11 protein-coding genes are annotated in these 14909 nt (G+C 66.7%); 4 read left to right on the forward strand and 7 right to left on the reverse strand.

Going from position 1 to position 14909, the window contains the following annotated elements; all coding sequences use genetic code 11:
• Positions 1–236: 236 nt before the first annotated feature.
• Entirely contained in the window at positions 237–1277 is a 1041-nt protein-coding gene (locus EAX62_RS03440) for a LacI family DNA-binding transcriptional regulator (protein WP_199711095.1), read from the reverse strand.
• A 139-nt stretch (positions 1278–1416) separates the two neighbouring features.
• Between EAX62_RS03440 and EAX62_RS03445 the strand changes: the two genes are divergently transcribed.
• The 4 genes from EAX62_RS03445 to EAX62_RS03460 all read left to right on the forward strand — a co-directional run bounded on the left by EAX62_RS03445 (position 1417) and on the right by EAX62_RS03460 (position 7267).
• Positions 1417–4431: a glycoside hydrolase family 2 TIM barrel-domain containing protein gene (locus EAX62_RS03445; RefSeq protein WP_121900986.1), complete on the forward strand. Its 3015-nt coding sequence runs from the start codon at positions 1417–1419 to the stop codon at positions 4429–4431.
• Position 4432: 1 nt separating this feature from the next.
• Positions 4433–4885 carry a beta-galactosidase subunit beta gene (locus tag EAX62_RS03450; protein WP_121900242.1) on the forward strand — a complete coding sequence of 151 codons (453 nt, stop codon included), beginning with the start codon at positions 4433–4435 and terminating at the stop codon, positions 4883–4885.
• A gap of 19 nt (positions 4886–4904) precedes the next feature.
• Entirely contained in the window at positions 4905–6413 is a 1509-nt protein-coding gene (locus tag EAX62_RS03455; protein WP_121900243.1) for an amino acid permease, read from the forward strand.
• Between the two features lie 140 nt (positions 6414–6553).
• On the forward strand, positions 6554–7267 hold the full coding sequence (locus EAX62_RS03460) for a trimeric intracellular cation channel family protein (RefSeq protein WP_121900244.1): 714 nt from the start codon (positions 6554–6556) through the stop codon (positions 7265–7267).
• A 104-nt stretch (positions 7268–7371) separates the two neighbouring features.
• On the opposite strand, the gene EAX62_RS03465 is transcribed toward EAX62_RS03460, so the two are convergent.
• From EAX62_RS03465 to lysS, 6 genes are all read right to left on the reverse strand, one after another.
• Positions 7372–9072, reverse strand: a complete 1701-nt coding sequence (locus tag EAX62_RS03465; RefSeq protein ID WP_121900245.1) for an amylo-alpha-1,6-glucosidase — start codon at positions 9070–9072, stop codon at positions 7372–7374.
• The gene (locus EAX62_RS03470) at positions 9072–9950 is read right to left on the reverse strand and encodes a carbohydrate ABC transporter permease (protein ID WP_121900246.1); all 879 of its coding nucleotides are present in this window, start codon (positions 9948–9950) and stop codon (positions 9072–9074) included. Before EAX62_RS03470 ends, EAX62_RS03465 begins: the two co-directional genes overlap by 1 nt.
• Positions 9951–9955: 5 nt before the next feature.
• Complete coding sequence (locus tag EAX62_RS03475) at positions 9956–10888, reverse strand: carbohydrate ABC transporter permease (RefSeq protein WP_199711096.1); 933 nt, start codon at positions 10886–10888, stop codon at positions 9956–9958.
• Entirely contained in the window at positions 10888–12180 is a 1293-nt protein-coding gene (locus EAX62_RS03480; protein ID WP_121900248.1) for an extracellular solute-binding protein, read from the reverse strand. Before EAX62_RS03480 ends, EAX62_RS03475 begins: the two co-directional genes overlap by 1 nt.
• Before the next feature lie 50 nt (positions 12181–12230).
• The gene (locus tag EAX62_RS03485) at positions 12231–13175 is read right to left on the reverse strand and encodes a DMT family transporter (protein ID WP_158600492.1); all 945 of its coding nucleotides are present in this window, start codon (positions 13173–13175) and stop codon (positions 12231–12233) included.
• Positions 13176–13383: 208 nt separating this feature from the next.
• The gene (gene lysS, locus EAX62_RS03490) at positions 13384–14892 is read right to left on the reverse strand and encodes a lysine--tRNA ligase (protein WP_121900250.1); all 1509 of its coding nucleotides are present in this window, start codon (positions 14890–14892) and stop codon (positions 13384–13386) included.
• Positions 14893–14909 lie beyond the last annotated feature (17 nt).

A 14909-nucleotide genomic window follows, 5' to 3' on the forward strand; every position in this document is an offset into this window, starting at 1 on the left:
GTAGTGAGTGAGCACTCACTCAACAAGCGGATTGGTGGACGAAACTGCGCTGTTCTCGGAAACTGCGCTGCTCCACATGCATGGTCCTGTCAGGACGGGGATCCGTGCAGGCGGCGATCTGACGCGACCTTCGGGGTCGCTTCCCGGCACCCTTGCTGGTGCAATCCCGGCTTCGCGAGCATGAACTGGCGGAGCCGCTAATGACATAGGCGTGCAGGGCCGGGCCGCACGCTTGGTCAGAGGGATTCGCGCTGGACCAGTTCAGTGGGCAGCACGATGGTTCGCGGGGGCTCGCCGTCGATCATTCCCAGCGCCAGTTCTGCCGCCGTCCGGCCCTGCTCGAGCAGGGGTTGACGAATCGTCGTGAGCGGCGGGACGGCGCGGGTGGCCAGGGCGTGGTCGTCGAAGCCAATCACGGACACGTCGTGGGGGATGGACCGGCCCGACGCGGCCAGAGCCGCCATGGCTCCGATCGCGATGCGGTCGGAGGCTGCCAGCAGGCCATCGACGGTGGGGTGCGCCTTCAGGAGACGTCGAGCCGCATCGAAGCCGGAAGCCTCGTCCCAGCCCGTGAACTCCACACGGGAGTCGTCGAGGTGCTCGCCGAAGATTCTCCGGTACCCCTCCAGCCGGTCGGTGGCCGCCGGGTTGTCCTGGGGGCCCAGGATGGTGATCACGTCGCGGCGTCCACGACGCAGCATGACATCGGCCGCCATGGCAGCGCCCTCCACGTCGTCGGCGAAGACGACGGAAAAGATCCCCTCGTAGGGCTGGCCCGGGAGTTGGCCGCACAGCACTACGGGCAGCGTCTGTTTGCTGAGGGCCTCCAGCATGACGCCCCCGACGTACGGGGTGATGTCGATGACCGCGTCGACGGAGCGGTGCTGGAAGTGACGGATCGCGCGCTCGTGCTCCACCTTCGTGGAGGCCTGCAGCAGCATGGGCAGCACAGGGGTGCTGGAGAGTCGCTCGCTGATGCCCCGCAGCAGGACGCTGTAGGTGGGGTCGACGAACAACTCGTCGAAGGGCTCGGCCACCAGTACCGCGATGGACTGGGCTCGACCCATGGCCAGCGCCCGTCCCTGGGCGTTCATGACGAACCCGGTCTCGAGAACCGCGGCGGCCACTTTGGCCTTCGTCTCGGCCGTGACGGCGGGGGAGTCGTTCAGGGCGCGTGATGCGGTGGCGCGGGAGACCCCGGCGACGCTGGCCACGTCAGTGATGGTGACGGACCCCCTCTTGGCGGCGCGAGCTGGCCTCTGCGTATTGGTGTCCACCGACCCTCCCCCCGTGCTCGTGCAACTCGACTGACTGCTGCTCTTCCAGATCGGACACGAATGTACTACAGTCAGATGAAACCGGTTACATTTGACCACGACGGTCGCCGGATCACCTCGTGAAGGAGTGATGACGTCCATGACGGACACACACGACTGGGAGAACCCTCGGCTCACGGGCCGGAACCGTTTGGCAGCACGGGCGTACTTCTTCGGGTACGCCACCCCGGCACTCGCCAGTACACACAGCCGCACTCTTTCGCGGGGTTTCGTCGACCTGAGCGGTCCATGGCAGTTCCGCCTCTTCGACCACCCCCGCCGCGTGCCCCGCGACTTCGCCGCCACCCCCCAGGCTGGCTGGGATGTCATCCAGGTGCCCCACCTGTGGCAGATGGACGGCTACGGAGACCTCCAGTACACCGACGAGGGCTACCCCTTCCCCATCGAGCCGCCCCACGTCCCCGCAGACAACCCCACCGGCGCCTACCAGCGCATCATCACCCTGACGGCACCAGCCGAGGGGGAGCGTGTGGTCCTGCGATTCGACGGCGTCGAGAGCTACGCCGAGATCTTCTGCAACGGCGCCTTCGTGGGCATGACCAAGGGCTCCCGTCTGGCTGCCGAGTTCGACGTCACCGCGCACATCGTGACCGGGGACAACCTGTTCTCCGTCAAGGTGCTCCAGTTCTCCGACGCCACCTACATCGAGGACCAGGACATGTGGTGGGCCTCCGGCATCTTCCGCGACGTGTACCTCGTCACCCGGCCTGCCGCGCGTCTCCTCGACTTCTTCGTCCGTACGCACCGCACCGACGGCGGCGCGGCCGAGGTCACGCTCACCGCCTGGGCGGAGGGCTCCGACCGCATCGAGTGGAGCATCTCCGACGCCGGGGTTGAACTGGGCTCGGCCGCGCTGGAGCCGGGTGGCAGCGCCACGATCACCCTGCCGGATGCGCACTTCTGGAACCCGGAGGACCCCCACCTCCACGACATGCTCATCAGCGTCTCCGCCGACGGTGACGGCGCCGTCGACCATGTGCCCCACCGCCTCGGCCTGGCCGAGGTCACCATCGTCGACGGACTGCTGCACCTCAACGGCAGCTACTTCTCCATGCACGGCGTCAACCGGCACGACCACGACGACCATTCCGGCCGAGCTGTGGGCATGGCGCGCGTGCGCCGCGACCTGGAGCTCATGAAGCTGCACAACATCAACGCCGTCCGGACGGCCCACTACCCCAACGACCCGCGCTTCTACGAGATGTGCGACGAACTCGGCCTCCTGGTGGTGGCAGAAACAGACCTGGAGAGCCACGGCTTCGCCAACGTCGGAGACATCTCCCGCATCACCGACGACCCCGAGTGGGAGACCGCCTACGTCGACCGCATCGAACGCCACGTCCTGGCCCAGCGCAACCACGCCTCGATTGTCATGTGGTCGCTCGGCAACGAGTCCGGCTACGGCTGCAACATTCCCGCCATGTACGCCCGGGCGAAGGAGCTGGATCCGACGCGCCCCGTCCACTACGAGGAGGACCGCAACGCCGAGCACGTGGACGTCATCTCCACCATGTACTCCCGGGTTTCGCAGATGAACGACTTCGGCGAGCACCCGCACCCGAAACCCCGCATCATCTGCGAGTACGGCCACTCCATGGGCAACGGCCCCGGTGGCCTCAGCGAGTACCAGGCGGTGTTCAACCGCCACGACTCCATCCAGGGCCACTTCATCTGGGAGTGGTGCGACCACGGCCTGGCCGCCACCACCGAGGACGGCAGGGAGTTCCACAAGTACGGCGGCGACTTCGGCGACTACCCCAACAACAGCAACTTCTGCATCGACGGCATGGTGTTCCCCTGGCAGGAGCCCAGCCCCGGACTGACGGAGTACAAGCAGGTCATCTCGCCCGTGCTGGTGGACTACGCCGACGGCGTCCTGACCGTCACCAACCGGCGCTGGTTCACCACGCTGGAGGATGTGGCGGTGACGCTGGAGACGCTGCACGACGGCGTCGTGGCCGATGTCGAGGTCTTCAGGCCCGGCGCGGTCGCCCCCGGCGAGTCGTGGACCACCCCCGTCGAGCTGCGCCTGGCCCCCGTGGGGGAGACGCGCTGCACGGCACGGGTGACGTCGGCGCACGCCGCGAGCTGGACTGCTCCCATGCGGGAGCTGGGACGATACGACTTCGCTGTGCACTCCGCTCCCAGGAGGTCGATTGCCCCCACCACACAGCCACTGGAGGTGCGGGCCGAGCTCACCACCCTGCGCCTCGCCACGGCCGGGAGCGAACTGGTCTTCGACCTGCTGTCCGGCGACATCACGTCCTGGGTCGCCGGTGGCCGCCCCGTGCTCGTGTCCCCGCCACGGCTCGGCTTCTGGAAGCCCCTGGTGGACAACCACCAGCAGGAGTGCGACGACCTGTGGACGCCGAACCACATCGAGATCATGCAGACCTCCACGCGATCGGTCACGTGGCGCGCGGACGACGGCGACGTGGTGGTGGAGGTCACACAACGGATCGCCCCGCCCGTGCTCGATTTCGGCATGCACGCCACACTCACGTGGCGCTTCACTCCCGACGGCAGGGCCGATGTCCGCGTCTCTGGCACTCCCTACGGCAGCTATGACGACATCATTCCGAGGATCGGTCTGTCGTTCGAGGTCCCCCGTGCCACGCGGGCCGTCGAATGGTACGGACGCGGGCCGGGCGAGAACTACCCGGACTCCGCAGCGGCCAACACCGTCGGACGGTGGAGCAGCGACGTGGACGCCATGTTCACGCCCTACGTGGTCCCGCAGGACTGCGCCAACCGCGGCGACGTGCGATGGGTGGCCCTGACCTCCCCGCATGGTGACGGCCTGCTCGTGACCCGGCCGGACAATTCCGAGGGCGTGCCTTTCGCCTTCTCCGCGTGGCCCCACACGGCCGCCGACATCGATGCCGCCCGTCACCGCACGGACCTCGTGGTCCGCGACACCGTGACCGTCAACATCAACGACGCGGTGTTGGGGCTCGGCTCGAACTCATGGGGCTCTGAGGTGCTCGACGCCTACCGCGTGCGCTTCGAGGCATTCGACTTCGCCTTCTCCCTGCGGCCCCTGGCTGCGGGCAACCTCACTGCCACTGCTGCCAGCATCACGAAGGAGAACTGACATGCGGCTCTTCGACACCCGTGCAGATTTCGACAACGTCCTCGGCGGGACCAAGAAGTGGTCCCGCACGGGAGAGGCCCTCGACGACGCCCCCAACCTCCACCCGGGTGTTGCCTACTCCATCGGCGACTCCCTCACCTACGTGTCGGGCGACACGACGGCGCTGGCGCGCGACTCCCTGACAGGTCGCCGCCGCTACCACCTCGTGGTGGCCAGTACCCGCGGGACGGTACGACTTGAGGTCGCTCCCAAGGACAGCGTCAACGCATCAACCGACTACGACAACCTCACGGACCGGCAGTACTTCAGCGGCTCCGGTGATGTGGTCAGCATCCCCGAGGGTGGCATCTGCATCGTCGACATCGACGAGGCTGCCCGCATCCTGCCCGACGCCGAGACTGCAGCTGTCCAGCTGCACGTCACGGTCGAGGGTGCCACGTTCCACAACAAGTAACGACAAAGAAGGTGTTCCCATGTCCTCAGCATCTGTGAATCGTGGCCGGATCGGCGCGTTTGCACTCCTCACCATGACGGTGGCGGCCGTGTTCAACATCCGCAACGTCATCAACAACAACGTGGCCATCGGCCTGGCCTCCGCCCCCGCCTTCTTCCTCGCCACCATCATCTACTTCATCCCGTTCACCCTGGTGATCGCGGAGTTCGTCGCCATGAACAAGACCTCGGAATCCGGGGTCTACCAGTGGGTCAAGACGTCCATGGGTGGCCGGTGGGCCTTCCTGACGGCCTTCACCTACTGGTTCGTCAACCTGTTCTACTTCGCGTCCCTGCTGCCTCTCATCCTGGTGTTCGCGTCGTACCTGTTCTACGGCTCGGAACGCACCCTCTCGCAGGTGTGGATCACCGGCCTCTCGATCCTGATCTTTGCCGCGGCCACGTGGATCTCCACGCGAGGGGCCAAGCTGATCGGCTCGATCACCTCGATCGGGGCCACGCTCGTGCTGGCCCTGACCGCTGCCTTCATCATCTTCTCGACGGCATCCCTCATGGGTGGGGTGGTTCCGGCCACGCCCATCAACATCGAGACGATGGCGCCCAACCTGAGCACGTTCGCCACCACCTGGGCGTTCCTGGGGACGCTCGCCTGGATCATCCAGGGCGTGGGAGGTGCGGAGTCCGTCGGCGTGTTCCTCAACGACCTTCGGGGCGGCGTCAAGGCGTTCGTGCGCACCATCGTCATCGCGGGCATCGTGATCGGCATGCTGTATGCGCTGGCCTCGCTCGTGATGAACGTGTTCATGCCCGCGGGCTCGCTCAGCTTCTCCACGGGGTTGTTCGACGTCATGGGCGCTGTGGCCGGCCACTTCGGCCTCCCCGTCGACATCACCAACCGGGCCGTCGGTCTCATCCTGCTGGCCGCGACCCTGGGCTCACTCATGATGTGGACGTCCACCCCGGTCAAGATCTTCTTCTCCGAGATCCCCAAGGGCATCTTCGGCTCCAAGCTGATCGAGCTGAACAGCGAGGGCATCCCGTTCCGCGCCGCATGGCTCCAGTTCGTCATCGTGGTTCCCATCCTCATCATCCCGGCGTTGGGTTCCGGCAACATCGACAACCTGCTGGGCATCGTCATCAACATGACGGCAGCCACGGCTCTCCTGCCGCCGCTGCTGATCCTGCTGGCCTACTTCGTGCTGCGCCACCGCTACGACCATGTCAGGCGCGACTTCAAGATGGGCCCCCGCATGTTCGGCCTGGGGCTGGCCACCTTCCTTCTGGTGGTCTTCGCGTTCGTGTTCATCGCGGGCACGTTCCCCATCGACCAGCCGCTGTGGCTGACACTGGTCTACAACGTCGGCGGCGTCGTCGTCTTCCTCGGTCTGGCGGTGCTGTGGTACCAGCGCTACATCAACCGTTTGAAGGCCTCCGATCCCGCAGCCGCCGCGGAGGAACTTGAGCCCGGCGCTGAGGCGATCATCCGCGGTGAGGTGCCCGAACCAGCTGACATCCCCGTGAACCGCTGACCCCGGCCCACCGATCGCGACCGGACCCGTGCACCCTCGAAGGGTGTGCGGGTCCTCGTCGTCAACTCTGTTGCCCCCACTACACTCATCCCCGTCGGCACCCCCCCACGGGCCCATCACGTGTCGAGCAAGGAGCGTTCGTGACCGACGTCGCACTCATCGGCTTCCTGCAGTACCTGGACCTCATCGGCGTGCTCTTCAACGCCATAGTTGGCGCGGTCATCGCACGCAACGCCCGCCTCGATCCCTTGGGGCTCGGTGTGCTGGCCATGATGTCGGGGCTGGGTGGCGGCCTGATCCGCGACACGATCCTCCAGGCCGGCCCGCCTCTGGCGCTCATCGACTGGCGCTACTTCACCACCGCCATCGCGGGCGCCTTCATCGTCACCCTCGTCCACATCGAGGGTCGCTGGTGGGAGCGCATCTACATCCCCATCGACGCCCTCGCCGTGGGCTGCTGGGCCGCGGCGGGTGCCGCCAAGACCATCGGCCTCGGCCACGGCTGGCTGCCAGCGATCCTGATGGGCACCATCACCGCGGTGGGGGGCAGCTTCGTCCGCGACATGGTGCTGCGGCAGATCCCCTCAATTCTGGGCGGCAACACCCTCTACGCCACCTGGGCGATGGTGGCCGCTGCCATCACCGTTGTGGGTGCACGACTGGGCTACACGGCCGCGGGGTCCGTGGTGGCCACCCTCGTGGGTGCGGGGCTGGTGCTCCTGTCGAGGTACAAGCACTGGGCCCTGCCCCAGGGCGACGACGCCGTCACCGTCGGCCACGCGGTGCAGCGCATGTTGGCGAGGCGTTCAGCCCGCGCCGACGCCCACGAGGTCAAGCGCAAGGCGAAGGACTGACCCTGCCGCAGAACGCCACCACCAGTGCAGAACGCCACCGATACATCGGTGGCGTTCTTGCTGTGGGGGTGGCGTTTCGGTGGTGGTTGTAGCGACGGGCCGCGTCAGTCAGCGCTGGACAGCCGGACCGCCATGTCCACCAGTAGGGCCGATGACCAGCCGAAGCACGTGGTGGAGCGGGGCGGCTTACTGGCGTCCATGGGGTTGAAGTACTCGTGCGGGCCTCCGCTGAGGGTGGCCATCTCGAGGGTCTCGCGCTCCAGGGCGTCGGCCGCAGCGGCGAACCCCTGCTGACGCATGCCGCGGGCCACCAGCCAGTTGATGTTCACCCAGACCGGTCCGCGCCACATCCGCTCCGGCGAGAAGGAGGGGTCGTCCGCCGCGACGGTCGGGAGGCGATGCGGCGTGCCGTAGCGATGTGGGTCCGTCGAGGCAGCCAGGAGTGCGGCGGCCATCTCGGAGGGGAGGTCCTCCACCAGCAGCGGGAGCAGCCCGACGACGGCGTCGGTGGAAAGCGGCTGACCGGAGTCCCCGATGCTCGGGAAGAAACCCCGGTGGGGCTCCCACTGCGCAGCCAGCGCTACCAGCGCCCCATCCGCCCGGAGGGTGCAACGGTCGGCGTCCTGTGCACGGCCCCGCTCCCGCAGCCAACCGGCCAGGATGCGGTCCTGCAGGATCAGGTAGGCCGCCAGATCGGGCGAGGAGACCATGGCGTCGTGGTCGAAGATGGGGGAGTCGTCAAGCCCCGAGGAATACGGATGGAGGTAGGCAGGTGTGCCTGTGCCGCGGGGGTCCGACTCGGCGTACCACCAGTCCTGTGAGGCCACAATGGCGTCGATGAACTCGTCGACGATGTCGCTGGAGGACTGCTCGGCCACCAGCGCCACTGCCAGGGCTGTCAGGGGTGGCTTCGTCAACGGGATCCGGGAGTGGGCCAGGCTGGGAGAGGCCATTGCCCGCAACGTCTCGAGGTCGCCGGGGGGCAGGTCGTCGCTGGATGCCAGGACCCCGTCCTCGTGGACCACGTCCGGCAACTGGCCGGAGGGCTGCGGGTGGGACAGCGCGACGCGGAGTTGCTCGACAGCCAGTTCGGGGTCGCCGTGGCGCAGGCCGATGGCGATGAAGTAGGCGTCCCACTGCCACAACCCCACGTAGCCCAGTTTGGACGGGACGACGGCGCGGCCCAGCGCTGCACCGCCCAACTCGAGGGTGTTGACTCCCAGCACCCACCAGCAGAGAGTCACCAGGCTCTGCCACTGATGCTCGACCGTGGGGCAGCGTGCCAGCCACGCACGGACGTTGGTCGAGGTCACTGCCAGGACCTGCTCATGGGATACGGGTTCCGGGAGGGGGCCGGCGCACGCGATGAGGATGTCCCCACCAGTCGGGGTTCCCACCCGTGTGAGGACCTCGGTCACCGACGCCGTGGCGTCCGTGGGAAGGACGAGCCGGTCCGGGGTCAGCCCTGCTTCCATCCGGGGCAGGCTGAGGTCCATCTCCAGGGATGTTCCCGGCGGGAGGGTGCCGATGTGGACGGTGTCCCGGGGGGTCACCACCAGCGTGGTCCCGTCGGCGAACTCGATCCCGAGCGGTGTGGCGCGGAGCACGGCCACCACGCCACCCGTGGTGTCCCGCAGCCGGAGGGAGCCGACGACGATGCTCTCAGCCAGGGACCGCTCGTAGGCGGCGCGGTACACGGTGAGTGCGTCGCCGTCGGCCCGCACGAACAGGCGGGAGTACCCGACGGTGTAGGGGATCTCGTCGAGGTCCAGGACGGGCAGGTCGCCGGTGGGTACGGGAGGCATCAGCGGCCACCGAGCCCGGAGGTTGCCAGCGAGTTGATGATCTGACGCTGTCCCACCAGGAAGGCGATGAGCATGGGCACGACGGACACGGCGGTTGCCGCCATGACCAGGCCATAGTTCATGCCCCCGTACTGGCCCTGGAACTGGGACAGCAGCAGCGGCACCGTGAACAGGTCCGTGGAGTTCAGCAGGATCAGCGGCAGCAGGAAGCTGTTCCAGGCATCCAGTGCCGTGATGATGGCCAGCGCGCCCATCCCCGGACGGATGGTGGGGAGGATGACCTGCCAGTAGATCCGCCAGCGGGACGCGCCGTCGATCATGGCGGCCTCCTCCAGCTCGATGGGCACGGACATGATGAACTGTCGGGCCAGGAACACCCCGAACGGGTTCACCATGACGGCGGGCACGATGAGGGCCAGGTGCGAGTCGATCCAGCCGATCTTGGCCATCAGGAAGTAGAACGGCACCAGGGTGACCTGCTTGGGCACCATCTGCATGGCCAGGAAGACCACGAACAGTGCCCTGGACCCCTTGAACGGGATGCGGGCGAAGCCGTAGGCCGCCATCGTGGTGGTCAGCAGGGTGCCGGCCACGATGAGGACCGTGATGTAGATGCTGTTGAAGTAGGCCCGGGCGAACGGCAGCGCGTTCCATGCATCGGCGAAGTTCGTGAACACCCACGGCTTGGGCAGGAGGCTGAGCGGATCCTGCAGGAGCTGTGGGAGGCCCTTGAACGACGTCAGCAGCATCCAGATGAAGGGCGCCACCATGATGAGGCCGGCAACGAGAATGACAAGGTGTTTGGCGCCGATCCCGAGGATCTTGCGGCCGCTTGTCTTGGTGGTCTTGGGTGGTGAATCAACTGTGGTCGTGGTCATGTCGCTCATCCCTCGTAGTGGACGAATCGCTTCTGAGCCGCGAATTGCAACGCCGTGATGAGGAGCGTGAGCAGCAACAGAATGATGGAGGCGGCGCTGGAGATGCCGAACTGTGACTTCGCGAAGCCGAGGTCGTAGATGTGGTAGACGATCGTGCGGGTCGCGTTGTCGGGGCCGGCGTTCTTCACGAGGATGAACACGAGGTCGAAGGTCTGCAGAGAGCTGATGAACGCCACAACGGACTGGTAGAAGATGATGGGCGACAGCAGCGGCAGGATCACCTTGAAGAATCGGCTGACAGGACCGGCGCCGTCGATGGCGGCGGCCTCCAGCACCGACGGTGACACGTTCTGCAGGCCCGCCATGAAGATCACGATGTTGAGCCCCATGCTGGACCAGATCGTGACGGCACACACGGCCAGCAGCGCCAGGCGCGGATCACCCAACCAGTCGATCTGGGGTATCCCCAGGGTGCGGCTCATGAAGTCCGAGAGCACGCCGTCGGGCCGCAGGATCTGCTGCCAGATGAGGGCGATGGCCACCGTGCTGGTGACCACCGGCGTGAAGAACAGCACCATGTAGAACGGCCGGCCCTTGATTTTGTTCAGGGCGGTGGCCACCAGGATCGCCAGGAACAGCCCGATGGGCACGGTGATGACCGCGATGATCAGGGTGTTGATGATGGATCGACCCAGCAGGGGGCTGGTCAGCTGGTCGCGGAAGTTGTCGAAGCCGATGTAGCGGGGCAGGCCGAAGCCGTTCCATTCCGTGAACGCCAGGACGAAGGCGAACACGAACGGGATGAGGGTGAACAGCAGCATGCCGATCGCCTGCGGTGCGACGAACAGCATGCCCCAGCGCCGGTCCCCGGCCCGCCAGCTCTTGCGAGCTGGCGGGGCGGCCGTCGGAGGCGCTGGCCGGATGGCCGCGGCGCTCATCAGGCTGTCTTTTCCTCGACGAGTTTCGCGACTGCCTCGAGGGTGGTCTTGGCGTCGGACTTGCCCTCGTACAGCGGCTGCATGAGCTCCACCGAGATCTGGTTGGACAGGTCCGGCACGGCGGCCTCGGTGGCGAAGTTGGAGTAGCCGATGTCGCGCATGTCCAGCATCGTCTGGGCGTGGGCGGGGTAGTTCTCGGAGAGGACGATGTCGTCGGCACCCTTGATGGAGGGCACCGCGTTTCCGGCCCCGGACAGGCGCAGCTTCTGGCCGTCGGCGTCGAGGAAGGAGGAGAAGAACTTCAGCGCTGCGTCAGTGTCGGCCGTCTTGGCGTTCACGGCCAGGTAGGACGCGGCCACCCCCGTGGGCTTGGCCGTGCCGTCGATGCTCGGCCAGCGCACGATGTCGTAGAGGGCCTCGTCCACCCCGGCTCCACGGATGGAGCCGATGGTGTAGCGGCCGGCTGCAAGGAACCCCAGCTTGTGCGTCACCAGGAGCGTGTCCGAGCCCGCGCCCTCGGGGAGCAGGTCGGCCAGCTTCATCTCGCCGGACTGGAATCGCTGGGCGTACTCCTCCATGGCGGTGACGCTCGCCTGGTCCTGGTGGGCCACGTACTTGCCCTGGTCGTCGTAGACCTTCCCGCCCTGGGCCGTCATGAAGCCGTCGTGGGTGGCCCAGTAGTTCCAGTAGACGGCGCCGGTGAGGCCTGCGGCCTTCAACTTGGCCGTCATCTCGAAGAAGACCTCGGTGGTCCACTTGTCATCGGCCGCGAGCTGGGCGGGGTCGTCGGTGATGCCGGCTGCCTTGAGCGCTTCCTTGTCGTACCAGAGGGTGTCGGGGTTGACGTCGTTGGGCAGCGCGTAGAGCTTGCCCTCCCAGCGGCCGATGTCGAGCACGTTGGCCGCGAAGTCACCCTCGCTGATGGAGGTGCCGGACAGCTTGTCGCCGATGGGCATGAGGACGTTGTTGCGGATCACGGAGGCGACCCGGTCGTCGCCGATGTAGAACACATCGGGGGCAGTGCCGGAGGAGAGCTGCGTCAGGAGCTTCGAGTGGTATTCGGAGTACGACGGCGTGGGCTGGAAGACCAGGTCAATGTCGGGGTTGGACTTCTTGAATGCCTCCTGGAACGTGTCGAAGCTCTTGAGGTCCTCGGGGGAGCCCCATGTGGACCACACGACCTTGCCCTTGCCGGATCCGGAGCCGCTGCCGCTGCAGGCGGCCAGGCTTGAGGCGGCTACGGCGGCCCCGGCGAAGAATCCGAACTGGCGTCGGGAGATGGTGATTGCCATAATTTTTCTCTTTTCGGTCGATCATCGTTGATGACTGGGGGAGGTGGTGTTCAGTTGGTCGGCGCCGCGTGGGCTGTCTCCGGCGACTCGTTGCCAAGGGGACTCCGATGATCATCTGGATCATCGGTGACGTGTGGGGGATGGGCGGCGTCGCCGGTGAGGACACCGATCACCGTCGCAGCAAGGATCAGGGCGCCACCCGCCAGCAATCGTCCCGTGAGTGTCTCGCCTCCCAGGGCGACGGCGAATGCGGTGGCGAAGACCGGCTCCAGGGTCATGACGACCGCCACCTTGGTGGGGGAGAGGTGGCCCTGCGCCCAGGTCTGGAGCAGCATCGTGAGGGCGCCAGCTATCACCGCGGTGTAGAGGATGGCTCCCCACGCTGACATGTCCGGGAGCGTTCCCGTGCTGCCGGGCAGTGCGATGGCGGTGCACGTTGCGGCCACCCCGATCAGCTGCACGGCTGTGAGTGACAGGGCGTCCATACGGCCGGCAGACCGGTCGAGGAACACGATGTGCAGTGCATACAGTGCAGCTCCCAGCAGGGTGAGCAGTTCGCCGACCCCGCCTCCCGACATGCCCGTGATGCTGAGCACCGCGAGGCCGGCGACGGCCAACCCCACGGACAGCCAGGTGCGTGACGCCACCCGACGTCGGAAGATGACCCACAACAACAAAGGTGTGATCACCACGTATGTTCCCGTGATGAAACCGGAGACCGACGCGTCGGTGTGCCGCAGGCCGATGGTCTGCACCACCTGCCCGACACCGTAGATGGCGCCGAGCCCCAGCCCGGTCCCCCATTGCTGCCAGGTGAGGCGCAGCAGCCGGCGCCACGAGACGGCCACGAGCAGGATGGCGGCGATGGTGAATCGCGCTGCCAGGAAATCGGCGGGATCCACGATGCTGATGGCGTCCTTGATGATGAAGAACGTGGAACCCCAGGCCATTGTCACGATGACGAGTGCCCCCACCGACAGCAATGGTTTGTTCACAGGGCCCCCTTCCATCACAAATGTAACCGGTTTCATCACGATGGTATAGGACGGGGTGCTTCGTTGACAACACCATCCCGCCCACCGGAAGTCACCAATGATCCAACCCGTGCGACGCAGATCCGTGACGTGTGACGGGCGCGAGGAACGTCCCGACCGCGGGTTGGCGTTGTCGACTCCGGCGGGGGACCCGGAGCAGCCGGGTTGCTCAGCCCTGGGGCCGCAACAACGGGAAGAGGATGGTCTCGCGGATACCGACGCCGGTGAGCAGCATGACGAGGCGGTCCATGCCCAGCCCGAGTCCGCCCAGTGGGGGCACACCGTGCTCCAGCGCTTCCACGAAGTCCTGGTCGAACTGCATGGCCTCGTGGTCACCGGCGGCGGCCTTGACGGACTGGGACATCAGGACGTCGCGCTGAATCACCGGGTCGACGAGCTCGGTGTAGCCCGTGCCCCGTTCCACCCCTCCAATGATCAGGTCCCAGGCCTCTACCTTGCCCTCGTCCGTGCGGTGACGGCGGGCCAGTGGCTGGGCGATGGCGGGGTAGTCGTAGACGAACGTCGGCTGGAGGAGCGTCGGCTCCACCAACTCGCCGAACAATTCCATGATCATCTTGTCGGCGGCCCACTTCGCGTCGTACTCCACCTCGCGGGCGTCGGCGATGCCGTGGAGCACCTCCACGGGCGTGTGGACCGTCAATTCCTGTCCGACCTCGGCTGACAACGCGGGGAACACCGACAGCCATGGCCACTCGCCGTCCAGGTCGATGGTGCCCGCAGGGGTCTCGATCTGCCGCGAGCCCACGGCGTCGGCGGCGGCCACGACGAGGTCCTGCGTCAGCCGCGCGACGGTGCGCTGGTCGCCCCAGCTCTGGTAGGCCTCGAGCATGGTGAACTCGGCGGAGTGTGTGGAGTCGATGCCCTCGTTGCGGAACACGCGCCCAATCTCGAACACCCGGTCGGCCCCACCGACCATGGTCCGCTTCAGGTGCAGCTCCAGGGCGATGCGCAACGTCATGTCCAAGTCGAAAGCGTTGAGGTGCGTCTGGAACGGGCGCGCCGCAGCCCCGCCGTGGATCAGTTGCAGGGTGGGTGTCTCCACCTCCAGGTAGCCCTGGTCGTAGAGGGTGTCCCGCACCGCCCGGGTGATGGCGGACCGGGTGCGCACCATGGTGCGGGCGTCGTCGCGGGCGATGAGGTCCACGTAGCGGCGACGGACGCGGGACTCGTCGGACAGGTCCTTGTGCAGTGCGGGCAGGGGACGCAAGGCCTTGGAGGCCATGCGCCATTGCGCCGCCATGACCGACAGTTCGCCACGCTTCGAGCAGATGACGCGGCCACGGACCCAGACGTGGTCTCCGAGGTCCACGTCGGCCTTCCAACGCGCCAGGGCATCCTCGCCCACCTCGGCCAGCGACAGCATGACCTGCAGGCGTTCGCCGTTGTCGTCGGGAGTGAAGCCGTCCTGCAGTGTGGCGAAGCACAGCTTTCCGGTGTTGCGGATGAACACGACACGGCCACCGATCGTGACCTCCTCGTCGGTTTCCTCGCCGGCCTCCAGTTGGCCCCACCCTGCACGGACCTCACGGAGCGCGTGGGAGCGGGTGAGGTCGGCGGGATACGCCTCCAGTCCTGAGTCCAGGATGCGTGCGCGCTTCTCCTTGCGGATGGCGGTCTGCTCGGAGTCGCTGATCGGGGATGCAGTCTGGTCAGTCACGACACGCAAGACTACCG

Origin of the sequence: Tessaracoccus antarcticus, assembly GCF_003688855.1 — a bacterium.
In the GTDB taxonomy this organism is placed as follows: Bacteria; Actinomycetota; Actinomycetes; order Propionibacteriales; family Propionibacteriaceae; genus Arachnia; species Arachnia antarctica.

Excerpts from the sequence above, each read along its gene's own strand:
- EAX62_RS03445 (WP_121900986.1), top strand. The coding sequence starts at position 1,417 with ATGACGGACACACACGACTGGGAGAACCCTCGGCTCACGGGCCGGAAC.
- EAX62_RS03450 (WP_121900242.1), top strand. The coding sequence starts at position 4,433 with ATGCGGCTCTTCGACACCCGTGCAGATTTCGACAACGTCCTCGGCGGG.
- EAX62_RS03455 (WP_121900243.1), top strand. The coding sequence starts at position 4,905 with ATGTCCTCAGCATCTGTGAATCGTGGCCGGATCGGCGCGTTTGCACTC.
- EAX62_RS03465 (WP_121900245.1), bottom strand. The coding sequence starts at position 9,072 with ATGCCTCCCGTACCCACCGGCGACCTGCCCGTCCTGGACCTCGACGAG.
- EAX62_RS03470 (WP_121900246.1), bottom strand. The coding sequence starts at position 9,950 with ATGACCACGACCACAGTTGATTCACCACCCAAGACCACCAAGACAAGC.
- EAX62_RS03475 (WP_199711096.1), bottom strand. The coding sequence starts at position 10,888 with ATGAGCGCCGCGGCCATCCGGCCAGCGCCTCCGACGGCCGCCCCGCCA.
- EAX62_RS03480 (WP_121900248.1), bottom strand. The coding sequence starts at position 12,180 with ATGGCAATCACCATCTCCCGACGCCAGTTCGGATTCTTCGCCGGGGCC.